Source organism: Acinetobacter sp. YH12211 (assembly GCF_013418015.1).
In the GTDB taxonomy this organism is placed as follows: domain Bacteria; phylum Pseudomonadota; class Gammaproteobacteria; order Pseudomonadales; family Moraxellaceae; genus Acinetobacter; species Acinetobacter towneri.
This window is the reverse complement of record NZ_VPCW01000028.1, coordinates 17,175-30,992: the sequence shown is the minus strand read 5'-3', so window position 1 is coordinate 30,992 and position 13,818 is coordinate 17,175. Positions and strand designations below refer to the sequence as shown.

The following is a 13,818-nucleotide window of genomic DNA, read 5'->3' as shown; positions in this document are numbered from 1 at the left end:
TAGCTCTGTCACTGATATTCAAACCTGAAATAGCACCATATTTAGCCCACACCTCGCTACGAATACGACCAAGTAAAACAGCTTGTTTCTCAAGCTGTTTGTACTTTTGCACATTCAAGTTTTTACAATGGTGGATGCGTGTTAGTTTCAAAAGTTATTCCTTGATGTTCACTAATTCTTTAACTTTTTCTTTGTATTTTCTTAATCCGTAAAGTCGAGAGGAAAAACAATGAATAATCGCTAACAAGTCTTGTGTTACTTCTTCCGTTGGGGAAAGAGATTCTTGATTCATAATAATAACTTTACAACCATGTCTTTCAGCAAAAGATTCAAACCACTCAAAACCAAAACGCACCAAACGGTCTTTGTGAGCGATGACAAGCATTGAAACTTTACCCATTTCAATATCAAGAAAAAGCTGATTGAATTTCTTTCTTTTATAATTCAAACCACTTCCAACCTCTGACACCCAATCATCAACAGCATAGCCATTTACAGTACAAAAAGTTTCTAAAGCTGACACCTGATTAGCTAAATCGGGCTTTTGAGCAACACTAGATACCCTTGAATAAACAATTACTGATGATTTAGCTTCCGTTGCTTTTATACCGATATATTCAAGGTATTGATCGTGCGTGTAGTATCTACGATTTTTAGGATTTCGACATGCAACCAAAATACCTTCGGCATCCCATCTTTGTAGAGTTTTAACCGACTTCCCAATCATTTCACCGAATTTAGCAGGAGAATACATTAATCAATCTCCGCTAACTTCTTGAAATCCTCAAGTGTATAGTCTTTAAATATGGATTCATCACAATATATGGCTAGATCATTGTCTTCATCCCATCCACAGATAGGGCATGTATAAGGGGATGATGCGACTCCTAGCTGATTATATTTTAATAAAATATCGTCACAAACCTCATAAAGTTCTGAATCCTCATGATGATCAACAACTTCAAGGAAAATTAGTTCACTAATATTTTCTGCAAATTTTTTGTATTTTTCAGGCACTTCTAGTTGATATGGCTCTACTAAATCATCTAGTTTTTTAGCGCAAGCATCACCAAAAATCTCTAATAATTTTTCCTCATATTCTTGACAGCGCATACCTTGTCCTGAAACGTGAGTACATTCAGAAAAGCCTGTATTTGCATTAATAAAATCAGCATAGGTGGGGCATTTATCGGAGAGTGATTGATTTGTTTTTTCAGGGTACGAAGAACAATCATAGCCTAAATCTACAATATCGATTTCATAGAAATCATTCTTTGACCACTCACCATAGACCCATGATGCAAATTCCTTAATAAACCCATCTTTATTTTCAGGGGATACAAAATAAGCAAGGTCTTGCTCTACTTTCTTTAAGCTTTCAGCCAAGTATTTCATTGCAAGTTTTTTTAAAATTTAATACCTAAATTGTATATGTTTGACTATATCTGTCAAAATAATTATTTGCTATAAATCACTCCTTAAACACAGGACATCTTGACTCTGATGTTCACTATAGGCATGTGAGATTGACTAGATCTTGACCAAAAAAATCAATATCATTGACAAATGACGACAAAAATAAACCGATAACACATGCAACAATTCAAAGAATATACGGGCTCGGTCTATGGTGGCTTAGGGCATTTATTGATGTGCTATTACCAAGCAAAAAAGCTGCCCATTCCAGAAAAATTACATCAGATTCAAAATCTGGAACGTTTTGATTATGCCCTCTGGCGTGACTTGCTCAGCACTTTGGAGCAACAATTACCACAACCTGCTTTGGGTTTGGAAATTGCCAAATACGTGCAGCCCAAACATTTAGGCATCATTGCGTATTTAGCCTTGTCCTGTGATCATCTGGGTGAAGCATTACAGCGTTACCACGATTTTCATCGCTTGATTTACGATGGTGGCCCGTTGCAAGTCGAAGCACAAAACGATTATTTATCCATTCGTTGGTCAGAATTGCCCGTGCACATGACCACACAATTAACCGATGAAATTGCCATTGCTTTAATGATGGAATTTTTGAAGCACTTTATGCAGTTTGAGGATATTTGCCTGCACGAAGTACATTTTCATCATCCTGCACCCAAAAATATTGCACTGTATGAGCAGTATTTTCATTGTAAAGTGCGCTTTTCTCAGCCAATTACCCAAGTGTTGTTGCCTGTTTCCGAACTGGCAAAACCTTTTCATCAGGGCGATCAAACCTTACAGCATTTATTGTTGCAACAGGCGCAAGCCTTACTGGAAAAGCTACCGAATAGCACCCAAACCGATCAGCGTTTACAGCAAGCCATTTTGACGGGGCTGCAAAAAAATATGTATCAAATTGAACATATTGCTCAGCAATTACATATTTCTGTACGTCAGTTGCAACGTCATTTGCAACAGCAAGGCACGACCTACCAAAAACGCATGCAGGAAGTACGCTGTTTATTGGCAGAACAATATTTACAAGAACCACATTTAAGTCTGCAAGAAATTGCGCTATTGCTGGGTTATTCAGAACAAAGTGCCTTTCAGCGTGCGTTTAAACAATGGACGCAGCACACACCACAACAATGGCGGATGCAACGTGCTTCATGATTGCTTCTTTTTACTTTAATTTATGTTAAATTCATCACAATATCGATCTAAAATGCGATAAATTTAATTGAAGTTTGATCAATTAACTCAAAAAATAAGCACTGGAGAATCAAATTGAATAAGTATTTCGCAGAACTGGCTGGCACATTCTAGCTGGTATTTGGTGGTTGTGGTAGTGCGGTATTGGCTGCAGCTTTTCCTGAATTGGGCATTGGTTTTGTGGGGGTATCCCTCGCGTTCGGTCTGACCGTATTAACCGCGGTCTATGCACTTGGGCACATTTCAGGTGGTCAATTTAACCCTGCAGTCAGTATTGGTTTGTGGGCAGGTGGACGTTTTGAAGCCAAAGAACTCGCACCGTATATTATTTCACAAATTATTGGTGCGACTCTGGCCGCACTGGTGTTGTATCTGATTGTACAGGGTCAGGCAGGTTTTGCAGGCACAGGCGGTTTCGCGACCAACGGTTATGGTGATTTATCTCCAGGAAAATATGCCCTCAGTTCAGTATTATTGATTGAAGTGGTACTCACTGCTGGCTTTTTGATGGTGATTATGGGTGCAACCGCCAAACGTGCACCTGCAGGTTTTGCTCCAATTGCAATTGGTTTGGCACTGACCTTAATCCATCTGATCAGTATTCCTGTAACCAATACTTCCGTGAACCCTGCACGTAGTACAGGTGTGGCGTTCTTTGCTGAAACTGCAGCACTCAGCCAGCTTTGGGCTTTCTGGGTTGCACCGATTGTAGGTGCGGTGATTGGTGCGGTGCTGTATCGCGCTATGGCAAAAGCTGAAGACTGATCTTCAAAACTTTAAATCCACAGCTTTTCAAGATGTCTGGGATTTATCTAAAAACACACAAAACAACAAAGCCCGTTCAAGCGTTTGAGCGGGCTTTTTAATGGCTTAGATGAGCAGATTAAAGTAGATTTAATATCTTGAGATGGCATCCATTATAAAAATGGATTTTCAATTTCACCCGCTTCGGGACGATCTAACTTTTCAGGCAGATTCGGAGTCTGCTCCAAAGTTGCAACAACTTCATTCAAAAAAGCCTGTAGTGCTTTGGCTGCCTGTAAACCCGCCTGATCTTTGCTGATTTGCAGATTGCCATACACATTGATGCAATCTAAATCATTTTCTAAGGTTAAGTCATGAATCGCATGTGATTCAGTCCCATTTTGAAACGGTTTAAACATTGAATTCACCTTAGCATGAAGGATGCAATATCCATCATCTTAACCCAGTTTAAGATTTCAACAACTGTAAAATATATTGCAATAAAGCTTCAATCAATTGCTTCACAATTGCATCTTGGGTATCTGCATCAATGCTAGCACCCGATGCAGGACTACTGCCTGAGCGTTTAAATTCGGTTTGCAAGGCTTGTAATTGCTCAGCAGATACATCTTCTGCGCACTGGCTTTCTGCATCCCAATGTGAGTAGGCAATCGGTGTATTGGCTTTTACAGCATTTGCAGTCAAAGGCAATTTATAGGTATTGCGCTTTTGTTCTTCACTTAATTGTGGGAATAAATTAATGCCCAACTGTTCTTCTAAATAGCAGACACTCACCACTTGCACCTGTAACGAGTCGTTATTGGGCGCGTAATAAGCCCCTATCGCGCCTGTTTTGGGCATATACACAGCTTTATACACCGCAGTCGGCACAATAACGCCCTGCCCAATGGTTTTTAGACGCTTGGCATTAAAACTTGGCCCCGTAATCACATACACATCTTGCTTTTGCTTAGTCACCACCGCTCGGGTGGCTTCTTCAAGTTCACGCCAGACCTGCTGATTATTTTTAGGGGCTTGCGGCACCATATTTGCCAAAGAAAAACTGTCAAACTGGGCTGCCAAGTTGGTCATGTCGGCATTCGGTGCCATGTGTCCACGGTCATAACCCGAACCACGATAATCCAGCAAAGTCGCACGATGCTCGGCTTTGACGCGCGGTTCTTCGTGAAAGTTATCTTCACGTGGAATCCGCTGACTCAAACGCGCTGGTGTTAAGGCTTCTGCCACCCATAACGGGGTTTTGGATACCCCTGAATACATCACATTAAAGTCATTAAAACACAGCGGATAGCTGTCTTTTTGCAGGCTATTTTTCAGTAAATAGGGCGGCGTTTCTCGATAGAACTGGGTTAGGCAAGCACTATTTCCTGAACTCGGCACCAGTGAAGTCCACTGGCTAATTTTTTCTTGACCAAAAGCAATCACAAAACTCCCTGTTGCCACTACACCGAGTAGCACTTTCAAGCTGTTTTGATTGAAAATTTGAGTCCAAATGTTGTTGGAATTGCGCCGTTTTCTTGCCATAACCGTTACTGTGACTTCGCTCTAAATCCGCAGAGTTTGCCCGAGCTTAACAATCCACTCACAGCTTGTATATGAAGCACCTCTTGTTCGTCTAACAATTAAACAAAACCCGCGCCATAACACCACAAAAGCCATACACAGCCTGAGTTTTAAGCACTTTTGACATCAGTCTAGATCAAGTTTGGTAGATTTGATTGCATCCGTTTTAGCGAATCTGCCAAGCTAAATACACCTTAAAGACATCGCTCAGCGACACCCAAGCGCATTGCGCTGCTCTAGCTGGATGTCATTGACGATTTAAATTGGTTTTAACTTTATTTTTGCGATTTTTGATGGAGAAATACATGCGTTTTCATCTTTTTGCTTGTGCTTTGGTTGGTAGCAGTATCAGCATTTCTGCCTTTGCCGAACCACCCATTCAAGCAGGTGATACTTTAGAAAGTTTATCTAAAGTCAAAATAAGCACCACGATTAATGGGCAAGCAGGCTCACTACAAGAATTAATCGCCAATGGTCAGATACGCATTGTACCGAGTACAGATACAAACTTAACAAGTCCAGCAGAAAATATAGCGCAACAGCCTGCAAACCAAATTTCAGCCGAACAAGCCAATCTGGCTCAAGACAATGTACCGATGACGATGCCTGTCGGGACTGAATCCGAACTGCAACACGCAGCGCAGGCAGAGCAAGTGAGCGAACAACACATACAAGCCACCTCTGCGCCATTATTGTCATCTTCAGCCGATTTACCTGTAAATGCTGGCGATGATGTGGATGTCACCGCAGAAGCGCTAAATGCTGCACCACAAAACCCTGCTGCATCTGAACAAGCAGCAGTCAATCTGCCCACGACTGAACGGCTTGAAACCACAGCACCTGCGGCACAGGGCGCAGATGTAAACGATATAGATTTAAGCCATCTACAACCAAGTGATACGGAACAATAAGATCTGTTTAAGACCAATCTTGAGCTAAAAATAAAAAACCAGCACTTTATAATGCTGGTTTTTTAAAATCTATTGAGCAGTTTTTAAATTTCGATTTGACTACCCAATTCCACCACACGGTTGGTTGGAATTTGATAGAAATCACTCACAGGACTGGTATTGCGCTGCATTGAAATAAACAGTTTTTCACGCCACGGTGACATGCCATCGCCCACCGTATGCACAATTCGATCACGCGAAATAAAGAAGCTCATTTGCATCATATCGAATTCAAACTCAAGCTGTTCATAGGCTTGTTTCAAGGCATTTGGAATATTTGGCTGATCTTTAAAACCGTAATACATGGCAATCCGATAAAAACGATCATCCAGTTTTTCGACTTGAATCCGATCTTGCTGCGCCACAAATGGAATATCACGCGTGATGACCGTTACCATGATATTGCGTTCATGTAAGACCTTGTTGTGCTTAATATTATGCAACATGGCATGTGGCACAATGTTAGGCGTACCTGTCAAGAAAATCGCATCGCCAGGGACAAATTTGGTTTCATTGCCCATACTAATACTGTGAATGAATAGGTCTATCGGCAAGGCATCTTTTTCCAAACGATTGAAAACCAATGCACGACCATCTTTCCACGTCATTAAAATGGTATACATGATGGCGCCAATTAAAATTGGCACCCATCCCCCTGACACAATTTTGAGCGAGGTCGAAGCCACAAAAATTAAATCTAGGGTTAAAAATGGCACTGCAAAAAGGGCAACTTTCCACATCGGCCAACGCCAAAAACCATAGGCTAGCACTGAAATTAAAATCGTGCCACACAGCATGGTCATGGTCACTGCCACGCCATAAGCACTGGCAAGTCTGGCACTATTTTCAAATAATAAAATTAAGATAAGCACCGAAATAAATAAGGCCCAGTTAATGAATGGCAAATAGATTTGACCACGTTCAACATCGGACGTGTGACGTACAGTCAGGCGTGGTAAATAACGCAATTGAATGGCCTGATTGACCATTGAAAATACCCCTGTGATCACCGCTTGAGAAGCGATCACCGCTGCAGCTGTGGCTAAACCAATCATCGGGTATAAGCCCCATTCAGGCACCAACATATAGAACGGATTTTCAATCGCTGCAGGGTTACGTAGCAATAATGCCCCTTGTCCTGCGTAATTCAATAACAAGCAAGGTAAGACAATCAAAAACCACGCGAGGCGAATAGGCATCCGCCCAAAATGCCCCATATCGGCATAGAGTGCTTCGCCACCCGTCATGGTTAAAATCACCGCACCCATGGTGAGAAATGCAACAAAGGGTTGCTCTACTACAAAGTTAAACGCCCAGTGTGGACTGACCATGGCCAATACAAATGGGGTTTGGATGATACTGAGCAGCCCTGCACCGCCAATGGCTAAAAACCACAGCAAAGTCAGTGGGCCAAAAAATTTGCCCATAGTGCCTGTACCATGACGCTGCACAATGAACAGTCCTGCCAAAATACCAATGGAGAGCGGTACGAGCCATTGATTAAAGATAGGCGTGGCAATACTTAGTCCTTCAATGGCAGACAATACTGAAATGGCGGGGGTGATAATGCCATCGCCAAAGAACAGGGATGCACCAATAAAGCCAAGTGCGATCAGGAAGATTTTTTTGTCTTCGGCAATACGGGTGGTGCGCAGGTTCAATGCCAATAATGACATGATCCCGCCTTCGCCATTGTTATCGGCACGCATAATAATGGTGACGTATTTGAAGCTGATGGTGAGCATCATGCACCAGAAAATTAGGGATAAAATTCCCAATACACTGGCTTGGGTAATTGCAAGATGCGCCGTTAAAAAAGTTTGTCTGAAGGCATACAGAGGACTGGTTCCGATATCCCCAAATACAACTCCGAGTGCAGCCAAGGTAATGACGGGTAAGGCTGCTTTTTTTGCAGTACTTTGCATAGGTGTCTTCGATTTAGACGGTATTTTTGAGAATCATAGCACTACGCTGAAAGTTTTTCTCTAAATCAAATTTTTCAACTTGGCTTTGTACTATTTTTTGGTTATTATCCACCGCCTATGGTGAAGTGTCCGAGTGGCTGAAGGAGCACGCCTGGAAAGTGTGTATACGTTAATAGCGTATCGAGGGTTCGAATCCCTCTTTCACCGCCAAATTAGTTGTTTACGGTATTATCCCGTAGTGTTAAGGGCTTGAATCTAAAGGGTTTAGGCCTTTTTTATGTTTAATGCAATCCACTTTATCTATTGCAAGCTTGATCTAGTTGGGGTTATAACTAGGGGTATAATAAATTACCCCCAAAACTATACCCCCAATTCTGTGGAATCATTGCAATGCTTACAGATGCTCAAGTCAGAAAAATAAAACCATCGGAAAAGAAAGCCAAATAATTACCTATGATCGAAATCTAGCACATATCACGGCTGGCGGGCTTGGTTATCGTGAATTCTAAAAGTTGAACCCATATAGGGGAAAGCCCCCTACTCACTTAGGTATGATTTATTCAAATCACCATTCATCTATTACTATTAAAACATATTCGTCCTTCTATGTATTTCTTATTAGTGGCGGGTTTTCCCGCTGCGGACAACTTCACACTATTGGATTTATGGGTACAGATACAATCAAAGCCTAAGAATCTGAAAGAAGCATATCGCCTGCATTAGACTGATAGCTATTCAGCTCATGTTGATTTTTACCCATTTTATCGACATGACATCCTGAATATGTTTATGTCATCGACATGACAACTCTCTCATGTCGATTTTTGTCAGTTTTATCGACATGAAAGCCCGAATATGTTTATGCCATACAGCTAAAGGAATAAGACAATATTCCTTTTAGGTTTTAAGCACATCAACAACCTGAACGCTAAATGTCACATCCTAAAGCGAATTAGCTTTTTAAAAAGGTCATAATCAGCCAACCACCCACCCAATAAAAAAACCGCTGCTCAATCTTCCAGATCAACACAGCGGTTTTAAACTCATCTTTTACAGATCAGTCACATCTTACATTTTCTTTTCTTCAATATTTAACGCATTGATTGCCAATACCGCCTGAGTACGATTTTGCACACCCAATTTACGGAAAATTGCGGTCACATGCGCTTTAATCGTCGCTTCAGAAACATCTAATTCATAGGCAATTTGCTTATTCAACAAACCTTCTGCCACCATCATCAATACACGGAATTGCTGTGGTGTTAAAGACTGAATACGTTCAGCCAAAGCTGTTTCATCTGCAGCGCGAGGGTCAAAGTTAACATTCGCAGCCAAGTTTGGCGGCAACCAAATCTCACCTTCTAAAACTTGACGAATTGCTTCACCAATATGGCTCGGATGTGCCGATTTTGGGATATAACCCATCGCCCCATGCGCAATTGAACGTTGAATAATCGATGCTTCTTCGTGAGCGGACACCACAATAATTGGGATAGATGGATATTGCGCACGCACATGCACCAATGCAGAAAAGCCCGATGCCCCTGGTAAATTCAAGTCCAATAAAACAAGATCAGGCTCAGGTCCATTTTCCAAACGTTCGTACAATTCATTAACTGCAGCAGTTTCATGAATTTGAGCTTGCGGTAAGCTATAACGAACCGCCTGAATTAAGGCATGGCGAAACAGCGGATGATCATCAACGATTAATATATTCATAACAGACGTGAGAGATCTTGGGCACAGTTGTTATATTCTAACCACACAAAGACAATTAAGGATATGCAAGACATGACTTTTTTGCATTTATTGTGCAATTAATCACAGAAAAGCGTTTATTTTTTATGTTTTCAGCGCTCAGTCAAAAAGGTTGATCATTTTGTGGATTTTTTAATCAGTTTTATTTTACAACCAAAACGCTCAAAACAAGATGTAATATGAAATAGAAAATATCCCAAGATAAGGGTTTATATCCGTACCGATTCAGACAAACTCAGCAACAAAGCAGGACAAGCGTTTGATATACCCCGGGCATGGTCGCAACAGTCGATATTAAAACGGGTGAAAAAACGGTGTTGGATTATCTGATCAAACCATTCAACAAAGCCAAAGAAGCCTTACGTGAGCGCTAAACAGAAATTCTCTTATACCTGAATTTAATGAATTATCTCATCTCTGATTCTTGCCTTCTCCCAAAACCCAACTGGGCTCAAGTGAAGGCGAGAATGAGGGCGATAATATCCTATGCCCTCTACAGTTTTATTTTTCACAGATTTTGCATTTCATCTTAATTGCCTAAACAATCTACAGCAACGCAGCAAATCCTCCTTTTCACCTCTTTCCAAGCCTGATGACACTGTGTATAACCATAAGTCACGCAATGAAAATGATAAGCATAGGCAAAACAGGTAAAAAACCGTTAGACTATGCATCTCTCTCATTCAATGTCGTTTCAGACAAATAAGAAGGTGAAGGTTGATGCCGCTCAATACTGTCGAAGAGCTTGTAGCAGATATCCGTGCAGGAAAAATGGTCATCCTCATGGATGATGAAGATCGTGAAAATGAAGGTGATTTAGTCATTGCCGCAACCCACGTTCGCCCTGAAGATATCAACTTCATGATCACACACGCGCGTGGTCTTGTTTGCTTAACCTTAAGTCGTGACCGTTGCCAGCAATTAAACCTACCGTTAATGGTTGATGCCAATGGTGCACAACACGGTACGAACTTTACTTTGTCGATTGAAGCTGCTGAAGGCATTACCACGGGTATTTCTGCCGCAGAACGTGCGCATACCATTCAAACCGCTGTCGCTGCACATGCCAAGCCTGCCGATATTGTTCAGCCTGGGCATATTTTCCCACTCATGGCACAGCCAGGTGGTGTATTGCACCGTGCAGGACATACCGAAGCAGGTTGTGATCTTGCCCGTTTGGCAGGTTTAGAGCCTGCATCGGTAATTTGTGAAATCATCAATGAAGACGGCACGATGGCGCGTCGTCCAGATTTAGAAATTTTTGCTGAAAAGCACGGGTTAAAAATTGGTACTATTGCCGATTTAATCCACTATCGCATGACCAATGAACAAACTGTAGAGCGTTTGGATCAGCAAAGCATCGACACCGAATATGGTACTTTTGACTTATATCGCTACCGTGAACTGGGGAACCCAGACATTCACTTGGCATTGGTCAAAGGCGAGCCGAAAGAAGGCGTTACCACAGTACGTGTGCATGGTTTTAATCCAACCCGTGATTTGCTGAAGCTGAAAAAAGCAGATGGTTCGGCAACTTGGAATTTAGACCGTGCTTTAAAAGAAATTGCCAACAGTGAACGTGGTGTTTTGGTCTGGATTGGTCAAGCTCAATTGCAAGACTTGGGCCCTGCTCTAGACAGCCTTAAATCCCCGAAACAAGGCAAAGCCAATGCTGCATTGTCACAGCAATACCAAACCATTGGCGTGGGTGCACAAATTTTACGTGATTTAGGCGTTGAAAAAATGAAGCTACTCAGCTCACCATTACGTTTCAATGCTTTATCAGGCTTTAACTTAGAAGTGGTGGAATATATCACCGCAGATCCAACATCAGAGAAATAATCGAGGTTGCTATGGCAATTCGCCGTATTGAAGGTTTATTACATCTCGCTAGCGAAGGCCGTTATGCGATTTTAGTCGGTCGTTTTAATAGTTTTGTGGTTGAGCATTTGCTTGATGGCGCAATTGACACATTGAAACGTCATGGCGTATCAGAGGATAATATCACCGTTGTTCATGCACCAGGCGCTTGGGAACTTCCTGTTGTGGCTAAAAAATTAGCTGCATCGAATGGTTATGACGCGATTATTGCACTCGGCGCAGTAATACGCGGTAGCACACCACATTTTGACTTTGTTGCAGGCGAATGTGCCAAAGGTTTAGGCGTGGTGGGTTTAGATACAGGCTTACCTGTGATTAACGGTGTATTGACTACGGATAGTATTGAACAAGCGATTGAACGCTCAGGAACAAAAGCAGGTAATAAAGGAAGTGAAGCTGCCTTAACTGCAATTGAAATGGTTAACTTGTTAAAGGCTATTTAACGCTATGTCGCAAACACTTCAAGCAACTTATGCAGCAAAACGTAAAGCACGTCGTTTTGCTGTGCAAGGTATTTATGAATGGCAGATGAGCCACAATCCAGTACATGAAATTGAAGCACGTACCCGTGTGGAAAATGCCATGCACAAAGTGGATCTCGGCTATTATCATGAATTGTTGACTCAAGTGGTTGCCAATCATGAAGCATTGGATGCATTACTGGTGCCTGTTCTTGATCGTGACATTCAAGCCCTCGATGGTGTTGAACTCGCCACCTTACGTTTAGGTGCTTATGAGTTAGAACAACATCTGGAAATTCCATACCGTGTGGTATTGGATGAAGCGATTGAATTGGCAAAACACTTTGGTGGTGCAGACAGCCACAAATACATCAATGGTGTATTAGACCGTCTTGCCAACAGCTTACGTGCAGCAGAAAAGCAACAAAGCAACTAATTCAAAGTATTGAGTCGATTGTTGTATGGCTGAGTTTTCCATTATTGAGACCTATTTCAACAGACCGCGTCCCGATGCAGTCGATTTAGGTGTCGGTGATGACTCAGCTCTGCTCACCCCTCCGCCGCAACAACAATTGGTCATTTGTGCCGACACTTTAGTCGCTGGACGACATTTCCCCCTCGATACCAACCCACATGCGATTGGTTGGAAATCGGTTGCGGTCAATTTATCTGACATTGCCGCCATGGGTGCCACCCCACACAGTATATTATTGGCATTGAGCCTACCCCAAATTGATCACGACTGGCTCAAAGGGTTTAGTCAGGGTTTACATGATTGTTGCGATCAATTTGGGGTAAGTTTAATTGGTGGAGATACCACACAAAGCCCGCATCTCACCATTTCCGTTACCGCCTTAGGCTGGATTGAACAAGGACATGCCATTCCACGTTCAGGCGCGCAAGTCGGTGATTATATTTGCGTCAGCGGACAAGTCGGTGATGCCGCTTTTGGTTTAGATCATCTCGATCATCCTTTAAAACAACGTCTCGACTACCCAACACCACGTTGTCAACTTGGACAACAACTCAAAGGTCTGGCTTCAAGCATGATTGATGTTTCAGATGGCTTGGCACAAGATTTAGGGCATATTCTCAAAGCCTCTCAGGTCGGTGCTTGTATTGAACTCAGCCAACTGCCTATAGATGCTGCATTAACCGAATTACCACAACAAAAGCAGTGGCAATATGCCTTGGCAGGTGGCGATGACTATGAGTTATGCTTTACAATAAGCCCACAAAATTATCAGCAGCTTTTGCAAAAACCGCTGAATACCCCTATTCATATTATTGGCAAAATTAACAATCAAAACCGCTTAAGCTTTGAACAGAATGGCGTAGATCGTTCACTTCATTTTCATGGATACCAACACTTTGCAAAAACCCGCGATTAATTTCAAAGCCATGTCTTGGACTGACCGACTGATTGTATGCTGTGGTGTTGGCTTCGGTTCAGGTCTACTACCCAAAGCTCCCGGTACCTTTGGTTCGGCCTTTGCCCTACTGTTCATTCCCATTTGGTTCGCGCTTGGTTTCATTCCAAGCCTTTTTGCCATTGCCATCATGTCCCTCGTTGGCATATATATCTGTGGACGTACTGCACAGGTTATGGGCGTACATGATGATGGTCGTATTGTTTGGGATGAATTTGCAGGACAATCGATTACCTTTTTACCCCTGATTTTTATCAATCAAATCAGCTGGGTCTGGGTAATTGTGGGTTTTGCCCTATTCCGACTATTTGATGTGTGGAAACCTTGGCCAATACGTGTCATTGATCGTCAGGTCGAAGGTGGTTTTGGCATCATGCTGGACGATATTATTGCGGGTCTTTGGGCCGCATTATGTATTTATATTTATTTATCTTTTACTTTGGTTTAGCCA

General features: G+C 42.1%; 14 protein-coding genes, 1 tRNA gene and 1 pseudogene. 10 read left to right on the top strand and 6 right to left on the bottom strand.

What is annotated here, in order from left to right; translation table 11 throughout:
* Nucleotides 1-154: 154 nt before the first annotated feature.
* Nucleotides 155-754 (bottom strand): IS607 family transposase, encoded by a 600-nt coding sequence (locus FTU98_RS11520; protein ID WP_016659757.1) that lies wholly within the window; start codon nt 752-754, stop codon nt 155-157.
* Complete coding sequence (locus FTU98_RS11515; RefSeq protein WP_180051434.1) at nt 754-1,395, bottom strand: hypothetical protein; 642 nt, start codon at nt 1,393-1,395, stop codon at nt 754-756. The genes FTU98_RS11520 and FTU98_RS11515 overlap by 1 nt, the downstream gene beginning before the upstream one ends.
* A gap of 198 nt (nt 1,396-1,593) precedes the next feature.
* Here FTU98_RS11515 and FTU98_RS11510 point away from each other — a divergent pair, with 198 nt between their 5' ends.
* Both FTU98_RS11510 and aqpZ read left to right on the top strand, forming a co-directional pair.
* Complete coding sequence (locus FTU98_RS11510) at nt 1,594-2,595, top strand: AraC family transcriptional regulator (RefSeq protein WP_180051433.1); 1,002 nt, start codon at nt 1,594-1,596, stop codon at nt 2,593-2,595.
* A 153-nt stretch (nt 2,596-2,748) separates the two neighbouring features.
* Nucleotides 2,749-3,399 carry an aquaporin Z gene (aqpZ, locus tag FTU98_RS11505; protein ID WP_180051435.1) on the top strand — a complete coding sequence of 217 codons (651 nt, stop codon included), beginning with the start codon at nt 2,749-2,751 and terminating at the stop codon, nt 3,397-3,399.
* 152 nt (nt 3,400-3,551) lie between these two features.
* Here the strand turns inward: aqpZ and FTU98_RS11500 are convergent, their stop codons facing one another.
* Both FTU98_RS11500 and FTU98_RS11495 read right to left on the bottom strand, forming a co-directional pair.
* Nucleotides 3,552-3,797, bottom strand: coding sequence for a hypothetical protein (locus FTU98_RS11500; protein ID WP_004974374.1), 246 nt, complete (start codon nt 3,795-3,797; stop codon nt 3,552-3,554).
* Between the two features lie 49 nt (nt 3,798-3,846).
* Entirely contained in the window at nt 3,847-4,923 is a 1,077-nt protein-coding gene (locus FTU98_RS11495; protein WP_004974371.1) for a DNA/RNA non-specific endonuclease, read from the bottom strand.
* A 344-nt stretch (nt 4,924-5,267) separates the two neighbouring features.
* On the opposite strand from FTU98_RS11495, the gene FTU98_RS11490 reads away from it, so the two are divergent.
* Entirely contained in the window at nt 5,268-5,873 is a 606-nt protein-coding gene (locus tag FTU98_RS11490) for a hypothetical protein (protein ID WP_004974369.1), read from the top strand.
* Between the two features lie 83 nt (nt 5,874-5,956).
* Here FTU98_RS11490 and FTU98_RS11485 read toward each other — a convergent pair whose 3' ends face one another.
* Complete coding sequence (locus FTU98_RS11485; RefSeq protein ID WP_004974367.1) at nt 5,957-7,837, bottom strand: potassium transporter Kup; 1,881 nt, start codon at nt 7,835-7,837, stop codon at nt 5,957-5,959.
* 119 nt (nt 7,838-7,956) lie between these two features.
* Between FTU98_RS11485 and FTU98_RS11480 the strand changes: the two genes are divergently transcribed.
* Nucleotides 7,957-8,047 (top strand) — tRNA-Ser (locus FTU98_RS11480).
* Nucleotides 8,048-8,905: 858 nt separating this feature from the next.
* On the opposite strand, the gene FTU98_RS11475 is transcribed toward FTU98_RS11480, so the two are convergent.
* Nucleotides 8,906-9,556 (bottom strand): response regulator transcription factor, encoded by a 651-nt coding sequence (locus FTU98_RS11475; RefSeq protein ID WP_004974358.1) that lies wholly within the window; start codon nt 9,554-9,556, stop codon nt 8,906-8,908.
* A 243-nt stretch (nt 9,557-9,799) separates the two neighbouring features.
* Between FTU98_RS11475 and FTU98_RS11470 the strand changes: the two are divergent.
* The 6 genes and pseudogenes from FTU98_RS11470 to FTU98_RS11445 form a co-directional block, all read left to right on the top strand.
* Nucleotides 9,800-9,969, top strand: a pseudogene (locus FTU98_RS11470) (secretion protein HlyD); the annotation flags it as partial.
* A gap of 346 nt (nt 9,970-10,315) precedes the next feature.
* Nucleotides 10,316-11,437 (top strand): bifunctional 3,4-dihydroxy-2-butanone-4-phosphate synthase/GTP cyclohydrolase II, encoded by a 1,122-nt coding sequence (gene ribBA / locus FTU98_RS11465; protein WP_096902634.1) that lies wholly within the window; start codon nt 10,316-10,318, stop codon nt 11,435-11,437.
* Between the two features lie 11 nt (nt 11,438-11,448).
* The gene (gene ribE, locus FTU98_RS11460) at nt 11,449-11,919 is read left to right on the top strand and encodes a 6,7-dimethyl-8-ribityllumazine synthase (protein ID WP_004974350.1); all 471 of its coding nucleotides are present in this window, start codon (nt 11,449-11,451) and stop codon (nt 11,917-11,919) included.
* Between the two features lie 4 nt (nt 11,920-11,923).
* Entirely contained in the window at nt 11,924-12,373 is a 450-nt protein-coding gene (gene nusB, locus FTU98_RS11455; protein WP_004974349.1) for a transcription antitermination factor NusB, read from the top strand.
* 25 nt (nt 12,374-12,398) lie between these two features.
* The gene (gene thiL / locus FTU98_RS11450) at nt 12,399-13,328 is read left to right on the top strand and encodes a thiamine-phosphate kinase (RefSeq protein WP_004974348.1); all 930 of its coding nucleotides are present in this window, start codon (nt 12,399-12,401) and stop codon (nt 13,326-13,328) included.
* A complete protein-coding gene (locus tag FTU98_RS11445) occupies nt 13,294-13,815 on the top strand; it encodes a phosphatidylglycerophosphatase A (protein ID WP_131260658.1) in 522 nt (173 codons plus the stop codon). Before thiL ends, FTU98_RS11445 begins: the two co-directional genes overlap by 35 nt.
* Nucleotides 13,816-13,818 lie beyond the last annotated feature (3 nt).

Bases quoted from the DNA above. Each gene is read 5' to 3' on its own strand.
- FTU98_RS11520 (WP_016659757.1), bottom strand. From the start codon at position 754: ATGTATTCTCCTGCTAAATTCGGTGAAATGATTGGGAAGTCGGTTAAA.
- FTU98_RS11515 (WP_180051434.1), bottom strand. From the start codon at position 1,395: ATGAAATACTTGGCTGAAAGCTTAAAGAAAGTAGAGCAAGACCTTGCT.
- FTU98_RS11510 (WP_180051433.1), top strand. From the start codon at position 1,594: ATGCAACAATTCAAAGAATATACGGGCTCGGTCTATGGTGGCTTAGGG.
- FTU98_RS11500 (WP_004974374.1), bottom strand. From the start codon at position 3,797: ATGTTTAAACCGTTTCAAAATGGGACTGAATCACATGCGATTCATGAC.
- FTU98_RS11495 (WP_004974371.1), bottom strand. From the start codon at position 4,923: ATGGCAAGAAAACGGCGCAATTCCAACAACATTTGGACTCAAATTTTC.
- FTU98_RS11490 (WP_004974369.1), top strand. From the start codon at position 5,268: ATGCGTTTTCATCTTTTTGCTTGTGCTTTGGTTGGTAGCAGTATCAGC.
- FTU98_RS11485 (WP_004974367.1), bottom strand. From the start codon at position 7,837: ATGCAAAGTACTGCAAAAAAAGCAGCCTTACCCGTCATTACCTTGGCT.
- FTU98_RS11475 (WP_004974358.1), bottom strand. From the start codon at position 9,556: ATGAATATATTAATCGTTGATGATCATCCGCTGTTTCGCCATGCCTTA.
- ribBA (WP_096902634.1), top strand. From the start codon at position 10,316: ATGCCGCTCAATACTGTCGAAGAGCTTGTAGCAGATATCCGTGCAGGA.
- ribE (WP_004974350.1), top strand. From the start codon at position 11,449: ATGGCAATTCGCCGTATTGAAGGTTTATTACATCTCGCTAGCGAAGGC.
- nusB (WP_004974349.1), top strand. From the start codon at position 11,924: ATGTCGCAAACACTTCAAGCAACTTATGCAGCAAAACGTAAAGCACGT.
- thiL (WP_004974348.1), top strand. From the start codon at position 12,399: ATGGCTGAGTTTTCCATTATTGAGACCTATTTCAACAGACCGCGTCCC.
- FTU98_RS11445 (WP_131260658.1), top strand. From the start codon at position 13,294: ATGGATACCAACACTTTGCAAAAACCCGCGATTAATTTCAAAGCCATG.